The sequence below is a fragment of the Frankia sp. CeCAU1 genome, from assembly GCF_977971845.1.
The window spans coordinates 1-14,525 of record NZ_CDWWXA010000122.1; the positions used below are offsets into that span (position 1 = coordinate 1).

The window sequence follows — 14,525 nt, forward strand, 5'->3', positions numbered from 1 at the left end:
GGTGGGGCCGCGGGGTCGGCGGCGGTCTCCGCGCGGCTGCGTGGCGCCCCGAACACCCCGACGGCGCGGTGGCGGCGGATCTGGGCGGCGACCGAGCCGGCGCCGCGCCCCGGGTCGCGTTCCCCCTGGCGGCGTTAGAACCGGGCCGCGGCTTGGCCCGGCGAGGTCGAGGATGGCCAGAGCGCGGGGCCGGTCTGCGCGAGATGGGCCAGGTAGGCGCGCGGGGACACCACGCCGGTCTCCTCTCACTTCTCCTACGCCGACGCCCAGGGCCGCCCATGACAAGCGAACTTGACTTGATGGAAAGTCAACTTTACAGTCATGACATGACCGATGACATGGCTGATGAGACGCGGCGGGACAACGTGACACGCGCCGCCCGCAGGGCGGTCTTCCTGGACGGTCTCCCCGTCGCCACCCTCGGCGGGATCGCTCTGGCCCTGGGCGGCGGCCCCGACCAGACCGCCGCCCAGAAGGCCTGGTGGCTGGGGGCCAGCGGCGCGTTCACGCTCGCCGTGGCATGGGTACTGCTGCGCGCCTTCCGCCGCGCCGACGAGTACCAGCGCAAGATCCAAGTGGAGAGCATGGCGATTACCTTCGCGGCAGTCCTGGTAGGGCTTCAGCTAGCCGCCCTGCTCGACGCCGCCGGCATCGTCCAGCTACGCCAGCTCGCCCAGATAATCACCATCGGCGGCGTGGCGATGTGGCTGCTGATCGCAGACCTGCGCACCCGTCTACGCCGATGAAGAACCGGCTGCGCGTGCTGCGGGCGGAACGCCGGTGGAGCCAGGCCTACCTGGCCGACCGATGCCGGGTGTCCCGGCAGACCATCAACGCAATCGAGACCGAACGGTACGACCCCAGTCTTCTCCTGGCATTCACCCTCGCCGACATCTTCAGCCTGGCCATCGAGGAGATCTTCATCCCCGGCCGGTCAGGGACAACCACCGCCACCGATCGGCCCTGAGCTCGACCTCGGCCAACGCGCCCCAGTCACTCCAACATCGACACCCCGCTCCGTCGACAGATCGCCGATCACCGGCCCGCTCCCCCGCTCCCCCCGGCACCACCGGTGACCACAGCGGTCCTGCCCTCCACCGCAAACAGCTCACCCGGACCAGCAACCTCGGGCCGCGCCCATGCCTCCTGCATGCCGCATCCCGCACTTCACGCTGCTGGCGTAGCCCCAGCAGTCGGGACGCTGGCCGAAGACCGGCGGCTGATCCGCCGGATCGTCAGGCGCCGGGCGCCGGGCGCCGGGCGCGGGTGAGCAGGCCGAGAAGCGCCAGCGCGGCGAGGGCCATGACGACCAGGCCGTACCCGCGGGCGGTGGGCAGCAGCCCGTGGTGGGTGACCAGGTAGCCGGCGACGACCGCGGGGACGCCGAAGGCGAGGTAGCACAGCACGTAGACGGTCGAGAGCAGGCCGGCGCGTTCGTGCGGGGCGACCAGGGGGATCAGGACGCGCAGGCCGCCCTGGAAACCGGCGCCGAGACCGATACCGGCCAGCGTGGTGCCGGCGAAGAACGTCGGGGTGGAGGGAAGGTCCGCGCCGAGCAGGGTGACACCGACGCCGACGAGCAGGCCCAGGGCGCCGAGGAACATCACGGTACGGGCAGCGGTGCCGCGCACGAGCAGCACCGTCAGGGCCGCGGTCACGGTGAGGGCGAAGACCGCGAGACCTCCCAGCACGACCCAGCGGGAGTCGACGACGAGCCGGGCCAGGCTCGGGCCGAGGGAGAGGTAGAACCCGCTCAGGGCCCAGGATGCGACCAGGCAGGGCGCGGCGATCAGCAGGTCGCGGCGGGCGGCGGCGGGTACGCCGATGGTCGGGCGCAGCGACGCGAGCGCTCCGGGGATGCGCGGTGCGGTCTCGGGCATCGCCGCGACCCCGACCGCCTGGGCGAGCACGATCGCGCACAGCACCAGGTAGACCAGACGGGTGGGAGCGGGCAGGTAGGCCACGAGCAGACTGGACCCGAGGGCGCCCAGGGCCAGGCCGGTGAACGGGCCGACTCCGTTGGCCAGGGTGCCGCGGGCCCGGTCGAGGTCGAGCAGGCCGGCGCCGAGGGCGCCACTGGCGGCGCCGGTCGCCAGGCCCTGCAGAACGCGGCCGACGGTCAGTTCCCCCACCCCGCCGGCGGTGGCGAACACCGCCAGGGCGGCGGCGAGCAGCAGCGAGGCGGCGAGCAGCACCGGACGGCGCCCGATGTGGTCGGAGAGGGCTCCGACGGTGAGCAGCGCGGCGAGGACGGCCAGGGCGTACACGGCGAACACGACGGTCACGGTGATCGGGGAGAACCCCCAGCGGGCCTGGTAGACCGGGTAGAGGGGGGTGGGGGCCGAGGACGCGGCGAGGAACGAGCCGATCATCGACGTCTGCAGGAGGAATCCGGCGCGCGGGGACAGCCTGCCCCGGTGGGGCGCCGCGCCCGGGTCGGACGGGGCGTCGCGGGCCGCGCCCTGCCGCGGCAGGGCCACCGCCGGTACCGGGGCGGTGGCCGAGGACGGGGTCCCGTAACCGGCGGCGCCGGTCTGGCCGGTCTGGCCGGCGGGAAGGCCGGTGGCGATGGGTTGGGAGGACATCGGGTTTCCCTTCACCGGACAGCTAAAGCTAAGATTTTGCGTTAGCGCCAGACGGTACCCTCGGCCCGGCGTTAACGCAAAGGATGTGCGTTAGGCTGGATGCGTGAGTCCGTCCGAGGGTCCGCGGCCCGGGGGGCGTAGCGCGCGGGTCCAGCAGTCCGTGCATGCCGCGGTGCGCGCGCTGCAGGCCGAGCGGGGTCGGCACGAGATCACGGTGCCGCTGGTCGCCGCCCGGGCGGGGGTGACCGCCTCCACCGTCTACCGGCGCTGGGGGGATCTGACCGAGCTGCTCGCCGACGTCGCCGCCGAGCGGCTGCGCCCGGAGACCCCGCCGGTGGACACCGGGTCGCTGCGCGGCGATCTGGCCGCCTACTGCGAGCAGTACCTGGAGGAGATGTCCTCCCCCGCGGGCCGGGCGTTCCTGTGCGACCTGGTCGCTTCCTGCGGCGACGACCGGCCGGCGTGCCGCTGTGACCTGTACATCCGCGAGCAGATCGGGATCATCGTCGAACGGGCCGCGCGTCGCGGTGAACCCACCCCCGGGGTTGGTGAGATCGTCGAGGGAGTCATGGCGCCGATGATGTACCGCATCCTGTTCGTCGCCGACCCGGTCGATCTCGCCGACGCCCGCCGGTTGGTGGACGCCCTGCTCGCCCGCGGCGGTGGTCAGCCGCGCGGGTAGCCGAGCCGGGTGTTGTACTCCTGGACCGCCGAGGCGGAGCTGACCATGGCGATCACCCACACGATGAACCACACCGGAACGGTGATGATCAGTGTGATGATGAAGAAGGAGAACATCCACAGGAACAGGTCGGCGATCAGAAGCACGACACCCGTGGTGGTCCTGCCGGCGTAGATGTGGCCCACGCCCAGCCACAGGAAGGTCAGCAGCAGCGCGACCGCGACCGACTTCGGCGGTACCGGCGGGTAGCCCTGGCCCGGGCCGGGACCCGGGAAGGGTTGCGGCGGGCCGATCGGATACGGCGTCGGACCCGGCCCGCCGGCCTGGCCGTGAGGCGGCGGCTGTCCGTACGGCTCGTATCCGGCCGGCTCGTAGTATCCGGCCGGCCCGGGCTGCTGCGGCTGCCGGTGCGGATCGTCCCACCCTGTCATGTGACCCCCGATCTTGTCGGTGCACACTGTAACAGGATCATCCGGTTACGTGAATGGACCGGAATACCGGAACCGCGACCGGCCTCCCCGACCTTCAGGAATGTGACATTCACCACACAAAGATCGTTATGTGGATAAACCTGTCGACAAGCCGGTGGGTAACCTGCCGCGGCCCTGTGGATGCCCTGTGGGGCAATGCTGATTCCGGATTCGCCGAGAAGTCAAGATGTTGCGGTGCGTACCGGCCGCGATATCACTGGAGTATGGCTCTGGCGCATCTGACTTCTCGTCCGACCACCACCGCCCGGCCCGCCGTGCCGGGCAGCGCGCCCGCGCTGCCGCCCAGCGTCGCCCGGGTCGCCGCCCGCACCCGGCTGTCCGCCGAGCTACTGGCGGCGATCCTGGAGGTCGAGCGGCGCACGCGGGCCACCCTCGAGGACATCGAACGCGCCGACGCGCTGGCCGAACGGCTGCTCGTGCGCCGCGGTGCGCGGCTGCGCGCCGCGGCCGGCCGCCCGGCCGGGTGACCTGCTCCCCCGGGCTCGGCTCAGGCGGCGCCGGCCCGCCGCGAGGCGCGCTCGGCGTGCGCCGAGGTGAGCATCAGGATCTCGTTCATCCTCAGGGCGAGCACCCGCGACGGGCGCTTGTCGAGGATGTCCTCCACCTCGAGGAGAGCGGCTTGGGCCACCGCGGGATCGCGGCGCAGCGTGGTGGCGGCGAGCGACGCCAGCGCCCAGCCGCGGTCGAGGGTCGCCGGGGTGGTCAGGTCGATCGCGGTGTAGGCGGCGGACCGCGCCCCGGGCATCCCGAGGCGGGCCATCGCGTCGGCGACGACGCAGGCCTCCCGGACCTCGTCGAAGGGGGGCCAGCCGGGATGGCGCAGGCCGAGCACGGTCGGCCGGTGGCGCAGCCGGTTCAGGGCGGCGTCGAGGGCTGCCTCGTCGCCGGTGGCCGCGGCGGCGGTGACCTGCACCGCCGCCGCCCAGCCGTGCAGGTAGGGATGGTCGACGGCGGCCGCCTTGGCCGCGGCGTCGCGGGCGGCGGCGTAGCGTCCGGTGACGAAGGCGATCGCCGCGTCCAGGCTGTGCGCGGTGCCGGTGAGCAGCCGGTCGTCGAGCTGGGCGGCGAACTGCTCGGTGAGGGTCGCGAACCGCCGCGCCGAGGTGTCGTCGCCGGTGTCGACGGCCAGCATCCCGAGGGAGAACGACAGGTAGCCGGCGACCCGGGTCAGTTCGGCGTGCACCGTCGGGGACAGCCGCCGTCCCAGGGCGGCCTGGACCCGCCGCCAGTCGGCGATGACCGGGCCCACCAGCGTCGTGTGCGGGGCGGAGAACAGGGTCGTGGCGTACCGGTGCAGCCGGTCGTCGAGTTCGGTGAGCGTCACCGGATCGGGATCGGCGAACGTGATCTCCCGGGAGAGTACCGCCGCGGCCCGTCCGGCGGACGCCAGACCGAGCCGGTCCGAGGCCCGGGTGGGCGACAGTTCCACGCCGTTCATGACCATCCCCTCACGTTCCGCACCGGCGCCTCGTGGCGCACCGGTCACAGCCCGGCGACGGATGTCCGACCGGGCGGGGACCATGCTTCGTTGCGTCGTCCCGTGGCTGGGGCCGCCGCCGGTCGGCACGGCCGGCCGTACGCCGATGATGCTGATGAACCCGCACGGTTCACCCCAGTGCGTAGCTGATCCGGCAAACACTGTGACCAGTCGCAAGCTACCGCGCAAGAGGGGGGTGGTGTACAGCGGTTTGACAGATTGATCAGAGTCTGCTCCTGGTCTGCCCCGGACAGTTCGGACGTTCCCGATGATCGAGCTCGGGGTCCGTCCCCGCCGTGCCCGCCCCCGCCGGTGAGGTGGTCGCGGCGCAGGTCAGGCAGGTCGGGGGTGCGGTGTTCCCGGTCGTCGAGCCATCGGTCCAGATCCTGTTCCCTCGACGCCCCGCCGTCGCAGCCAACCCGCGATCCGTCGGATAACTCACAGGCGGATAACTCACCTGCCAGGGCAAGCCGCGCCTCCCCGTGGCCGGGCCACCCTGCCGCTAGGGAGAACTGTGGGAGGGAGAGGCAGTGGGTTTCCGCGGGCAGACCGCACTGATCACCGGTGCGTCGACGGGCATCGGCGCCGTCTTCGCCCGCGAGTCCGCCGCCCGGGGCGCCGACCTCGTGCTCGCCGACCTCGTGCTCGCCGACCTCGTGCTCGCCGCGCGAGGTGAGGACCGGTTGCGCGCGAACGCCGCCGAGATCACCCGGCGCAACGCGCTGCTGGCCCGGGGTGGGCGGCTGCTGCCGCGGCGGGCGCTGATCCGGATCGCCGAACGCGCCGTCCGCCCGGCCCCGGGCGGCTCTCGCGGGTAGGACCTCGCCGGTAGGCCGGGCGGTTTCGGGATCATCCTCACCCGGTCAGCCAGCGCCACCACGGGCGGAGAGCGGTGCGCAAAGCCCGCTCTCCGCTGACCGCGGCGGTCACCCCCCGGCGCAGGTCCGGCTCCGCAGCAGGCCGAGGCACATATGGGTGTTGCCCTCGATCGAGATCCGCGTCGTGCGGGCGAACCGGAGCGCCAGGGGAACCTGTTCGGGGTCGTAGCGGCGCCCGTCGTGGTCGACCAGGACGACGTCCCGCGGGTCGCTGCCGAGCCCGAGCGAGGCGCGTCGACGTACCAGTGCGACCGTGAGGTTGTCGTCCGGCAGGTCCCCGAGCCGGATCTCCCCCATATCCGACTCGGGGAGCTCGGGGTGGGCTCGCAGGTAGGCAGCGAGGCACCGCTCCACCGCGGCCGTGTGCGCCTTGCGGCGGAACGTGGTGCGTAGCTCGTCGAGCGAGTCGTCGGACTCATGGCCGAACGTCCCTCGGTACCCGGCGTCGGCGGCCAGGCCGCGGTTGATGAGGCCGGAGTCGTGGTGCTCGTCGAGCTGCACGACCACCTGCCGGTCCCCGGCGACCGCGACCAGGATGTCCTTGGCGTCGGAGGCCATCAGGTAGGCGAAGGTGGGCGAACAGAAGGCCGTGGGCAGGCGCAGGTGCACCTCGATCCGGGCGTCGTCGACCGACACCGAGTGCACGAACCCCAGATCGGTGATCGGCTCGTCCAGCTCCGGGTCGACGACCTGGTCCAGCTGCCGTCGTACGTCGGCCTCGGTCAGGACGGCTGACGCGACGGTCATCACGCGCCTGCCAGCTGCAGCTCGGCCGGCACCGGGAGGTCGTACATCTTGGCGGCGTTGAGCCCGAGGATCTTCTTCTTCTGCTCCGTGGTGATGGGTGCGTACCCCATGTCCTCGGGGAACTGCCAGGCGACGAAACTCTCGATGAGCCACTTGGGCGTCCAGATCGCGTAGTCGGAGGAGAACTGGATCTTGTCCTCGCCGATCCAGTAGAGAAGTTCGCCCATGACCTGGGCGAAGTAGCGCGGCTTCGAGTACATGAAGTGCATGACCACCGCGAGTCCGCCGTATACGTTGGTCTCCTGGGTCGCGATCCAGCAGAAGTCCTCCAGCCGGGGCATCCCCACGTGCTCCACAATGAAGTTCAGGTCTTCGAAATCGCTTGCGACGTGGTCGATGTCGGCGACGTCGAACGCGTCGCGGTCCAGCGGCTTGATGGTCGGGCCCTTGTGGACGTGGATGTTCTTGATGCCTAACTCCTGGCAGGCCTCCAAGTACCGATAAGCCCAGGGATCGGTCAGCTTCCATCCGCGCGAGCCGCCTTTCCACTCCGCGGTGTAGAGCTTGACCCCCTTGAGACCGAACCTCTCGGCGTCGGCGCGGAGCTGGTCGAGGCCGGCCCCGCCGTTGCGCGGATCCCAGTTGTGGTTGTAGGTCAGCTTGTCGGGGTGGGCCTGGGTGAGCGCGAACGCCTCTTCGGTCTGCCCGAACCCGTTGGTGTAGAACTCCCCGAGGTAGGCGGGTTGGAAGATGGCGTGGTCGACGTACCCGGTCTCGAACACATCCTTCATCAGCCGCTCGCCGCCCTGGTAGAGGTACTCGTCGTACTCCCACATCTCCGACGCCGGGGTAAAGCTCGTGTGGTAGGCGTAGAAGCAGTCGATGAACTGCTTGCCGTGGACGTTGCGCTGGTTCTCCGGGCGCCCGTCCCACAACGCGATGTGGGCGTCCACGATGAAGTAGTTCTCACCGTCCTTGGCGTACATCCTGGTCCTCCTCCGGCCCACGGCCATCGCGGGCCTGTCGGGAGGCTAGTGCCCGCGTGGGGGGAGAGGTCCCGGGGTCGATGTCTCATTGTGGGATGACCGAATGTCCCAAACTGAGACACGCGCGGCCGTGCCAGGGACGAGGCTGGCGCCTACGCTTATGACCTGGATCACAGCAGGGCTTTCAGGGAGTGTCATGCCCGACGACGTCATCCCGGCACGTGCCCGCGGGTTCGCGGCCGAGGCGCGCGCGGGGCGCGACCACACCCGGTCGGACGTCTCCTGCCGGCTGATGGCCTCCTGGCAGCGCAGCGAGGAGTACGGCGTCTCCCTCGACGACGTCGACCCGGTCTTCTCCGGCACGATCGACCAGAGCTCGCTGTTCTACGACAGCGGCCGCGAGGTGCTGGCCGGCCTCCACCGGACGCTGGCCGCGGAGCCCGTCAGCCTGATGTTGACCGACGCGGACGGCTTGGTGCTCAACCGTCTCAGCGGGGACACCAGCCTCCTGCGCGCGCTGGACCGGGTCCACCTCGCGCCGGGCTTCTCCTACGCCGAGCGGGTGGTGGGTACGACGGGACTCGGGCTCGCGCTGGCGGACCGCGCCCCGTCCCTGGTGCGGGCCGAGGAGCACTACGCCGTCGGGCTGTGCTGCTACACCTGCGCCGCGGCGCCGGTGCTCCACCCAGGGACCGGACGCCTCGAGGGCTCGGTCAACCTGACGACCTGGTCGGAGTCGTCGAGCAACCTGCTGCTCGCGCTGGCTGAGTCCGCCGCGCAGCACACGACGGACCTGATGCGGTTGCGGTCCGGGGGCGTCACGGGTGGCCGCCCGCGCCCACGCGGCGAGGTGTTCCGGGTGGAAAGCCCGCGCGCGGAGCCCGGGGCCGGCAGTCTGCACGACCTCTCCGGCTCCTGGCGCCGTGCGGTGTCACTGGCAGAGGCGGGCCTGCGCGACGGGCGGGTCGTGGCCTGTGTCGGCGAGCCGGGCAGCGGCCGTACGACGGCGCTCGCGCAGGCCCTGCGCCGGGCCTTTCCGCGCTACCGCATCCTGGCCGCGAGCAACCCGGCAGCGGCGGACGTCGAGCCGTGGCTGTCCCTGTGGACCCCGGAGCTGACGAAGGCGAGCACGGCGGTCATCGTGCGCGACGTCGACCTGCTCCCCCTGTGGGTGGCCGAACAGGTGCGGGACCGGGTGCTCAGGGCCCGGGTCGAGGCGCGATCGGGCGCAGCCGACCCGGCGGGCTGCCTGCCCTTCGTGATCACGGTGGAGCGGTTCGAGGATATCCCGGCCGCACTGCGCGCGATCGTTGACGGGATCGTCCCGGTCGCACCGCTGCGCCAACGGCCCGAGGACATCGGGCCGTTGGCGCGGGTGGCGGCCCTGCGGGCACGGGGCCGCGAGGTGGATCTGACCCCGGCGGCCGAACGCGCCCTGTCCGACCATCGTTGGCCGGGCAACGTCGAGCAGCTGATGCAGGTCGTCAAGAAACTGGCTCGCCGCCACGACCCGATCGACGTCGGACACCTCCCGGCCGAGGTGCTCTCGCACGGCCGCCACCGGCTGACGCGACTGGAGACGTTCGAGCGGGACGAGATCGTGCGGGCTCTGAACGACCCGTCCCTCACCATGGCCGAGGCAGCCGAGCGGGTCGGCCTGAGCCGGTCCACGCTCTACCGGCGGATCGCCCAGTACGGCATCCGGGTCAGGTAGCCGCTCAGCCCGGACTCACCGGGCCGCGACCACGTAAGGATCACTGTCACTGGAGTACTAGATCAGCACCTGGCGCTGTTTTCCGTTCCGATGTTCCTCATGCCCCGGCCAGGGGTGAGGAGGGGGGTGAACAGGAGGAGGGATGCCGCGGTGAGGCCGACGATTGCCAGGCGGGGCCCGGTGGCGCCGGCGGCGAGGTGGACGGCGAGGGTGACCATGGCCACGCCGAGGGCGGTGCCCAGGCCGCGGGTCATGTTGACCAGTCCGCCGCCGGTACCCGCCGCGTGGGCCGGGATCGCACTCATGATCGTGGTGTTGTTGGTGGGGGTGTAGACGCCGATGCCGAGGCCGAGCACGGCCATCGGGGGGATCAGCCAGGGTGCGGACAGTGGCACGGCGAGTGCGGCGGCGAGTGCCATCGTGCAGGTGACGGCGCCGAGCGCGTAGCGGCGGCGGTCGCTCCACCGGTCGGGTAGGACCGCCCCGGCGCCGCTGGCGGCGAGCGCGAAGCCTCCGGGCAGGGCGGTGAGGACCAGCCCGGCGTGCAGGGGGGAGGTGCCGCGGTCGGTGAGGACGACGGGGACCAGGACGAGCGGGCCGAACAGGACGAGGTAGCCGCACAGCGCGCCGACGAGTCCCCCCGCGAGGGCAGGGATGCGAAGGAGGCGCAGGTCGATCAGGGGTGCCGGCGCGCGGCGTTCCCGTTGGACGAGGCCGTAGCCGGCGAGCGGGGCGAGGATGGCGAGGATGGCGGTGGCCGCGGAGGGCAGGTTCAGGCCGGAGACGGCCGAGACGGCCAGCAGCAGGGTGGTGGTGGCGGTGGCGAGGAGGGCCAGGCCCGGCCAGTCGAAGGGGGCAGGGTCGGTGCGCTGGCGGGTGCGGGGTAGCAGGTAGTAGCCGGCGATGAGGGCGATTGTCCCGACGGGGACGTTGATGGCGAACACCCAGCGCCAGCCGAGGGTGGTGACCAGGGCTCCGCCGAGGGTGGGGCCGAGAGCGAGGCCGAGGGCCTGGGCGGCGGCCTGGACGCCCAGGGCGGCGCGCATCCTCGGGCGGGGTGCGCTGGTGGCGACAAGGGCGACGCTGTTGGCCTGCAGCATCGCGGCGCCGACGGCCTGCGCGACGCGGGAACCGATCAAAGCGGCGAGGCTGGGAGCCAGGCCACAGGCGGCCGAGGCGGCGATGAAGACGAGGAGTCCGTAGAGGTAGAACTGTTTGCGGCCGTGGGCGTCGGCGAGCCGGCCGACGGGCACCAGCAGGGCGACCAGGGTGAGCAGGTAGGCCAGGGAGACCCAGGTGACTGCGGCGAGCGGGGCGTGGAACTGTGCGCACAGCGGCCCGTAGGCCAGGGTGACGATGCTGGCGTCGAGTTGGCCCATGAACGCGCCGAAGCACACGGTGGCGACCGCCAGCCACCAGCCGCCCGGCAGGTCGCGGACCGCGCGCGGGCGGGCCCGCTCGTGGGCCAGCAGCGACATCAGGGTGTTGCGGGACGCGGAGGTACGCACGCCCGGGTCCATGGCTACCTGTTCCTCCAGCGGAAGCCGCTCACGGCAGGGCGCGGCTCCCCAGCTCTGTCTGTGACAGATAAACTCTGTTTCAGACAGAGTAGGCCGGTGCGGGGGCGAATGCCAGGCCGGCCGCTGGAGGTGGGCACGCGGCGTTGGTGGCCGGCGGTGTAGGCCGCGACGTACAGGGCGAACAGCCTTCCCCGGCGAAAGGCCCAGCGCCGGTCGGCGGCGAGCAGCAGCACGCCGAGGTCCTGAAAGTAGTTACCCACCGTCCGATCGCCTGCGCCAGCACCAGCCCGGGCGCGGCGGCGTCCGCGAAGCCGGCGGGCGTGATCCCGCAGCGGCGGCAACCGGTCCGGCACGCCTCCCGAGGAACCTGCGGTCAGGGTCCGCCGGTGGCGACGGAGGACGGGTCGGCCGGGCGGCGGTCATCGAGCTGTTCGACCAGGCGTGACAGGGCCGGCAAGGCTTCGACAATAACGGCCTGGTCGGCGGCGGCGAGCCGGCCCAGTGCGTCGCCGAGCCTGCGTTCGTGGGCCTCGCGCCACCCCTGCAGATGGCGGGTACCGGTCTCGGTCAACGACACCCGGGCCGCGCGCCGGTCGGCCGGGTCGGTGACCCGCCGCAGAAGATCCGCGTCCGACATCTGTTGCACCAGGGTGCTCACCGTATTCGGAGCCAGGTGGAGCAGGCCGGCGAGCTCGCCCACCCGCGCGCCATCGCGTTCCTGCAGGCATTGCAACAACTCCACCTGGGCCATCGGCAGGGCCTCCCACGGGTAGTCGCTGCGGATACTCGTCCGCAGCACCCGCCGAAGTCGAGTGACGACCTCGGTCAACGCCCGCGCGTCCCGCTCCAGCCGTAGCTGCACCACCACCCCGACAGGATAGCTGGAAAAGGGCCGGTTTCACCGGTCGGATCAGCAGGTTCTCCACGCCGACGATCGCCTGGCGGGATCATCGCCCGCGCCGGCCACGATCCGCCCTCAGGGGGCGGTCAGTACGCGGGGGCCGTCCTCGGTGATCGCGACGGTGTGCTCGGCGTGGGCGGCGCGGCTGCCGTCGGCGGTGCGCAGCGCCCAACCGTCTGGGGCCGTGCGGCAGTGGTCGCGACCGCCGGCGAGGAACATCGGCTCCAGGGCGAGGACCAGGCCGGGACGCAGCAGCATGCCCCGACCGGGCCGGCCGTCGTTGGGAACACCGGGGTCCTCGTGCATGCGCCGGCCGATGCCATGGCCGCCGAAGCCGCGCGGGATGCCGTAGCCGGCTGCCCGCCCGACCCGGCCGATGGCGTGCGCGATGTCGCCGAGGCGGCCGCCCGCGACCGCGGCGGTGATGCCGGCGGCCGGCGCGCGGCGGGTGGTCTCGACGAGGTCGGCGTCGCCCGGTCGGGGGGTGCCGATGCAGAAGGTGACGGCCGCGTCGCCGACCCAGCCGTCGAGCTCGGCGCCGCAGTCGACGCTGAGCAGGTCGCCGTCGCGCAGCGGGGTGCCGTCCGGGATGCCGTGCACGACCGTGTCGTTGACCGAGGTGCAGATGACCGCGGGGAACGGGGTCGGGGCGAAGGGCGGCTGGTAGTGCAGGAAGGCCGGCTCGGCCCCGGCGTCGCGGATCACCGCGTGCGCGGTGTCGTCGAGCTCGCGCAGGGTGACGCCGGCTGCGGCGGTGGCGCGTACCGCCGCGAGGGCGCGGGCGACGACCGCCCCGGCCGCGGCCGTCGCCTCGATCGCCGTGCCCGACTTCAGTTCGACCATGGGTTGCTCCGTCGCCCGCCGTCGGTTGGGGCTGAGAAACCTCGGGAAGAAAGATTCGTGTTTGTCCTCTGAGTCGCTGAAGATTACCGGTGGCGGGGAGCCACACGGCACGACCGTGGACGCGGGGCGTATCCGGAGAACACGCGATCCCCGGCTCCGGTAGGTCAAAGCTGATGAGACGTCAAGGTCGCCGGCCGGTGGACCCGGTATTGAGCAGCGTTTCCCGGACTGTCTGCAGGAAGTGGGCTGGGCCGGCCTGGTCTGTCCAGCTGTCGCGGTAGGCCAGGGGAATGGGCGAGTTGCCGAGGTAGGTGGCGCGTAGGGCACGGGTGACCAGCGTCCCGGCACCGGCACCGGCACCGGCACCGGCAGAGCCGGCCGCGGCGGCTACGGTGTCGGCGGCGAGCTCCGTTTCTGTGCCGCCGGCGAAGGTGTAGGTGTAGGTGATGACGATGTGGACAGTGCCGTCGGCCGGGTCGGCGCTTATGGCGGGGTCGGTGGTCATCTGCCAGATGACTCCGGGCTCGTCGCGGGTGACCGTCCACTCGACCTCGACGGTCGTGTCCGGGGCGACCTCGATGACGTCGACGAACCGTGCCCCCACCGGCACCGGGCGGTCGGTGTTCTCCTCGCGGACCGCCTTCGTCGCAGCGAAGGTGCCGACCCAGTGGTCGGGAGTTGCCATGAAGGCGTAAATCTCCGCTGCGGACAACCGAGCGCAGCGCGCCGAGAATGGCCAGGTCCTGAACAGCTGCTCTGAACGGTTGTCCTGAGGGCAGTGGGGTGACCGCGTAGTACGTCAACAACACCAGTGGCGCGAGCCGATGCTGATCAAAGGTGGTCCGCTCGACCACCCAGCCAACCTGGTCCGCGGTCACGCGGAAGCGCCGCCATCCCGATCCGGCGTGCCATGCCGGGCGATCGCGACCGTCGCCCGCCGGCCGGCGCGTTTGGGTACGAGCAGGACCGGCTGTGGCATGGCCGTTGCCGGGGGCAGGGTGGCCGTTGCCGGGGACGGGGGGACAGCGAAGGGAATCAGACAGGCAGCCTCGGCGACGCTCGGGGTGCCGAGCGCGGCGTGGGCGGCGGCACCGGGATGGGGCACGTCGACGGTGGCGAGCAGGGCGGCGGGATGGCCCACCAGCGGCCAGCCGTGGTGGCGGGCGGCGGCGATGACGCCCGGTTCGTCCCGGCGGGCCTCGACCGTCGCCATCCGGCGCACCGCGCTCGCCGGCGCCGCGAGGTCGTGCAGCGCCGCCTCGACCAGCTCCAGGATCTCCGCCGCCGTCACCCCGGGCCGTGCGCCGACACCGACGACCAGCCTCCCGTCCCCCGGTTCCGCTCCGGTCACGCCGCGCCGGGCTGGATCCGGCCGGGTGGGCCGGCGGGCTTCGGGGCGCGGACGCGGGGTGCGGCGCCGGCGGTGTCCCGGCCGTCCTCCCGGCGGGCCGCGCGGGCGGCGGCGAGCAGGCGGGTGGCGGCGCCGGGCCGTCCAGCCCAGTGCAGATGCAGGTAGGAGGCGTGCACCCGGCGGTACACGAACCCCTCGGACATCCACGGCGACGCCGCCTGCTGCCCGCTGCGCCGGCCACCACCCGCCACGCGTCCCGGTGCGGGTCGGGGCGCGGTTTCGGGTACCGGCAGCCACCACGCCGCCACCCCCGACGGCCCGGGGGGCGGGCCTGCGGCGCCGTGGGCGGG

General features: G+C 72.3%; 16 protein-coding genes and 1 pseudogene. 6 read left to right on the forward strand and 11 right to left on the reverse strand.

Going from position 1 to position 14,525, the window contains the following annotated elements; all coding sequences use genetic code 11:
• The first annotated feature begins 338 nt into the window (after positions 1-338).
• Both AC08OO_RS18285 and AC08OO_RS18290 read left to right on the forward strand, forming a co-directional pair.
• A complete protein-coding gene (locus AC08OO_RS18285; protein WP_476618815.1) occupies positions 339-746 on the forward strand; it encodes a hypothetical protein in 408 nt (135 codons plus the stop codon).
• Complete coding sequence (locus AC08OO_RS18290) at positions 743-967, forward strand: helix-turn-helix transcriptional regulator (RefSeq protein ID WP_476610939.1); 225 nt, start codon at positions 743-745, stop codon at positions 965-967. Before AC08OO_RS18285 ends, AC08OO_RS18290 begins: the two co-directional genes overlap by 4 nt.
• Positions 968-1,235: 268 nt before the next feature.
• Here AC08OO_RS18290 and AC08OO_RS18295 read toward each other — a convergent pair whose 3' ends face one another.
• Positions 1,236-2,585 (reverse strand): MFS transporter, encoded by a 1,350-nt coding sequence (locus AC08OO_RS18295; protein ID WP_476610940.1) that lies wholly within the window; start codon positions 2,583-2,585, stop codon positions 1,236-1,238.
• A 103-nt stretch (positions 2,586-2,688) separates the two neighbouring features.
• Here AC08OO_RS18295 and AC08OO_RS18300 point away from each other — a divergent pair, with 103 nt between their 5' ends.
• Positions 2,689-3,267, forward strand: coding sequence for a TetR/AcrR family transcriptional regulator (locus AC08OO_RS18300; RefSeq protein ID WP_476610941.1), 579 nt, complete (start codon positions 2,689-2,691; stop codon positions 3,265-3,267).
• Here the strand turns inward: AC08OO_RS18300 and AC08OO_RS18305 are convergent.
• Complete coding sequence (locus AC08OO_RS18305) at positions 3,252-3,698, reverse strand: TM2 domain-containing protein (protein ID WP_476610942.1); 447 nt, start codon at positions 3,696-3,698, stop codon at positions 3,252-3,254. The genes AC08OO_RS18300 and AC08OO_RS18305 overlap by 16 nt on opposite strands.
• Before the next feature lie 263 nt (positions 3,699-3,961).
• Here AC08OO_RS18305 and AC08OO_RS18310 point away from each other — a divergent pair, with 263 nt between their 5' ends.
• Positions 3,962-4,225 carry a hypothetical protein gene (locus tag AC08OO_RS18310; protein ID WP_476610943.1) on the forward strand — a complete coding sequence of 88 codons (264 nt, stop codon included), beginning with the start codon at positions 3,962-3,964 and terminating at the stop codon, positions 4,223-4,225.
• Positions 4,226-4,245: 20 nt separating this feature from the next.
• Here the strand turns inward: AC08OO_RS18310 and AC08OO_RS18315 are convergent, their stop codons facing one another.
• A complete protein-coding gene (locus AC08OO_RS18315; RefSeq protein WP_476610944.1) occupies positions 4,246-5,196 on the reverse strand; it encodes a hypothetical protein in 951 nt (316 codons plus the stop codon).
• Positions 5,197-5,765: 569 nt separating this feature from the next.
• Here AC08OO_RS18315 and AC08OO_RS18320 point away from each other — a divergent pair.
• The gene (locus AC08OO_RS18320; protein WP_476610945.1) at positions 5,766-6,053 is read left to right on the forward strand and encodes a hypothetical protein; all 288 of its coding nucleotides are present in this window, start codon (positions 5,766-5,768) and stop codon (positions 6,051-6,053) included.
• A 108-nt stretch (positions 6,054-6,161) separates the two neighbouring features.
• Here the strand turns inward: AC08OO_RS18320 and AC08OO_RS18325 are convergent, their stop codons facing one another.
• Positions 6,162-6,860 carry an iron-sulfur cluster assembly protein gene (locus tag AC08OO_RS18325; RefSeq protein WP_476610946.1) on the reverse strand — a complete coding sequence of 233 codons (699 nt, stop codon included), beginning with the start codon at positions 6,858-6,860 and terminating at the stop codon, positions 6,162-6,164.
• Complete coding sequence (locus AC08OO_RS18330) at positions 6,860-7,846, reverse strand: amidohydrolase family protein (protein WP_476610947.1); 987 nt, start codon at positions 7,844-7,846, stop codon at positions 6,860-6,862. Before AC08OO_RS18330 ends, AC08OO_RS18325 begins: the two co-directional genes overlap by 1 nt.
• A gap of 196 nt (positions 7,847-8,042) precedes the next feature.
• Between AC08OO_RS18330 and AC08OO_RS18335 the strand changes: the two genes are divergently transcribed.
• Positions 8,043-9,560: an AAA-type ATPase lid domain-containing protein gene (locus AC08OO_RS18335; protein WP_476610948.1), complete on the forward strand. Its 1,518-nt coding sequence runs from the start codon at positions 8,043-8,045 to the stop codon at positions 9,558-9,560.
• Between the two features lie 62 nt (positions 9,561-9,622).
• Here the strand turns inward: AC08OO_RS18335 and AC08OO_RS18340 are convergent, their stop codons facing one another.
• The 6 genes and pseudogenes from AC08OO_RS18340 to AC08OO_RS18365 all read right to left on the reverse strand — a co-directional run.
• On the reverse strand, positions 9,623-11,068 hold the full coding sequence (locus AC08OO_RS18340; RefSeq protein WP_476610949.1) for an MFS transporter: 1,446 nt from the start codon (positions 11,066-11,068) through the stop codon (positions 9,623-9,625).
• Positions 11,069-11,453: 385 nt separating this feature from the next.
• Positions 11,454-11,948 (reverse strand): MarR family winged helix-turn-helix transcriptional regulator, encoded by a 495-nt coding sequence (locus tag AC08OO_RS18345; protein ID WP_023841338.1) that lies wholly within the window; start codon positions 11,946-11,948, stop codon positions 11,454-11,456.
• A gap of 108 nt (positions 11,949-12,056) precedes the next feature.
• Positions 12,057-12,824, reverse strand: a complete 768-nt coding sequence (gene map / locus AC08OO_RS18350) for a type I methionyl aminopeptidase (RefSeq protein WP_476610951.1) — start codon at positions 12,822-12,824, stop codon at positions 12,057-12,059.
• 181 nt (positions 12,825-13,005) lie between these two features.
• A complete protein-coding gene (locus AC08OO_RS18355) occupies positions 13,006-13,509 on the reverse strand; it encodes a hypothetical protein (protein WP_476610952.1) in 504 nt (167 codons plus the stop codon).
• A gap of 189 nt (positions 13,510-13,698) precedes the next feature.
• Positions 13,699-14,175, reverse strand: a complete 477-nt coding sequence (locus tag AC08OO_RS18360; RefSeq protein WP_476610953.1) for a cobalamin biosynthesis protein — start codon at positions 14,173-14,175, stop codon at positions 13,699-13,701.
• Positions 14,172-14,525: pseudogene (locus AC08OO_RS18365) on the reverse strand (cobyrinate a,c-diamide synthase); the annotation flags it as partial. The gene AC08OO_RS18360 and the pseudogene AC08OO_RS18365, both read right to left, overlap by 4 nt.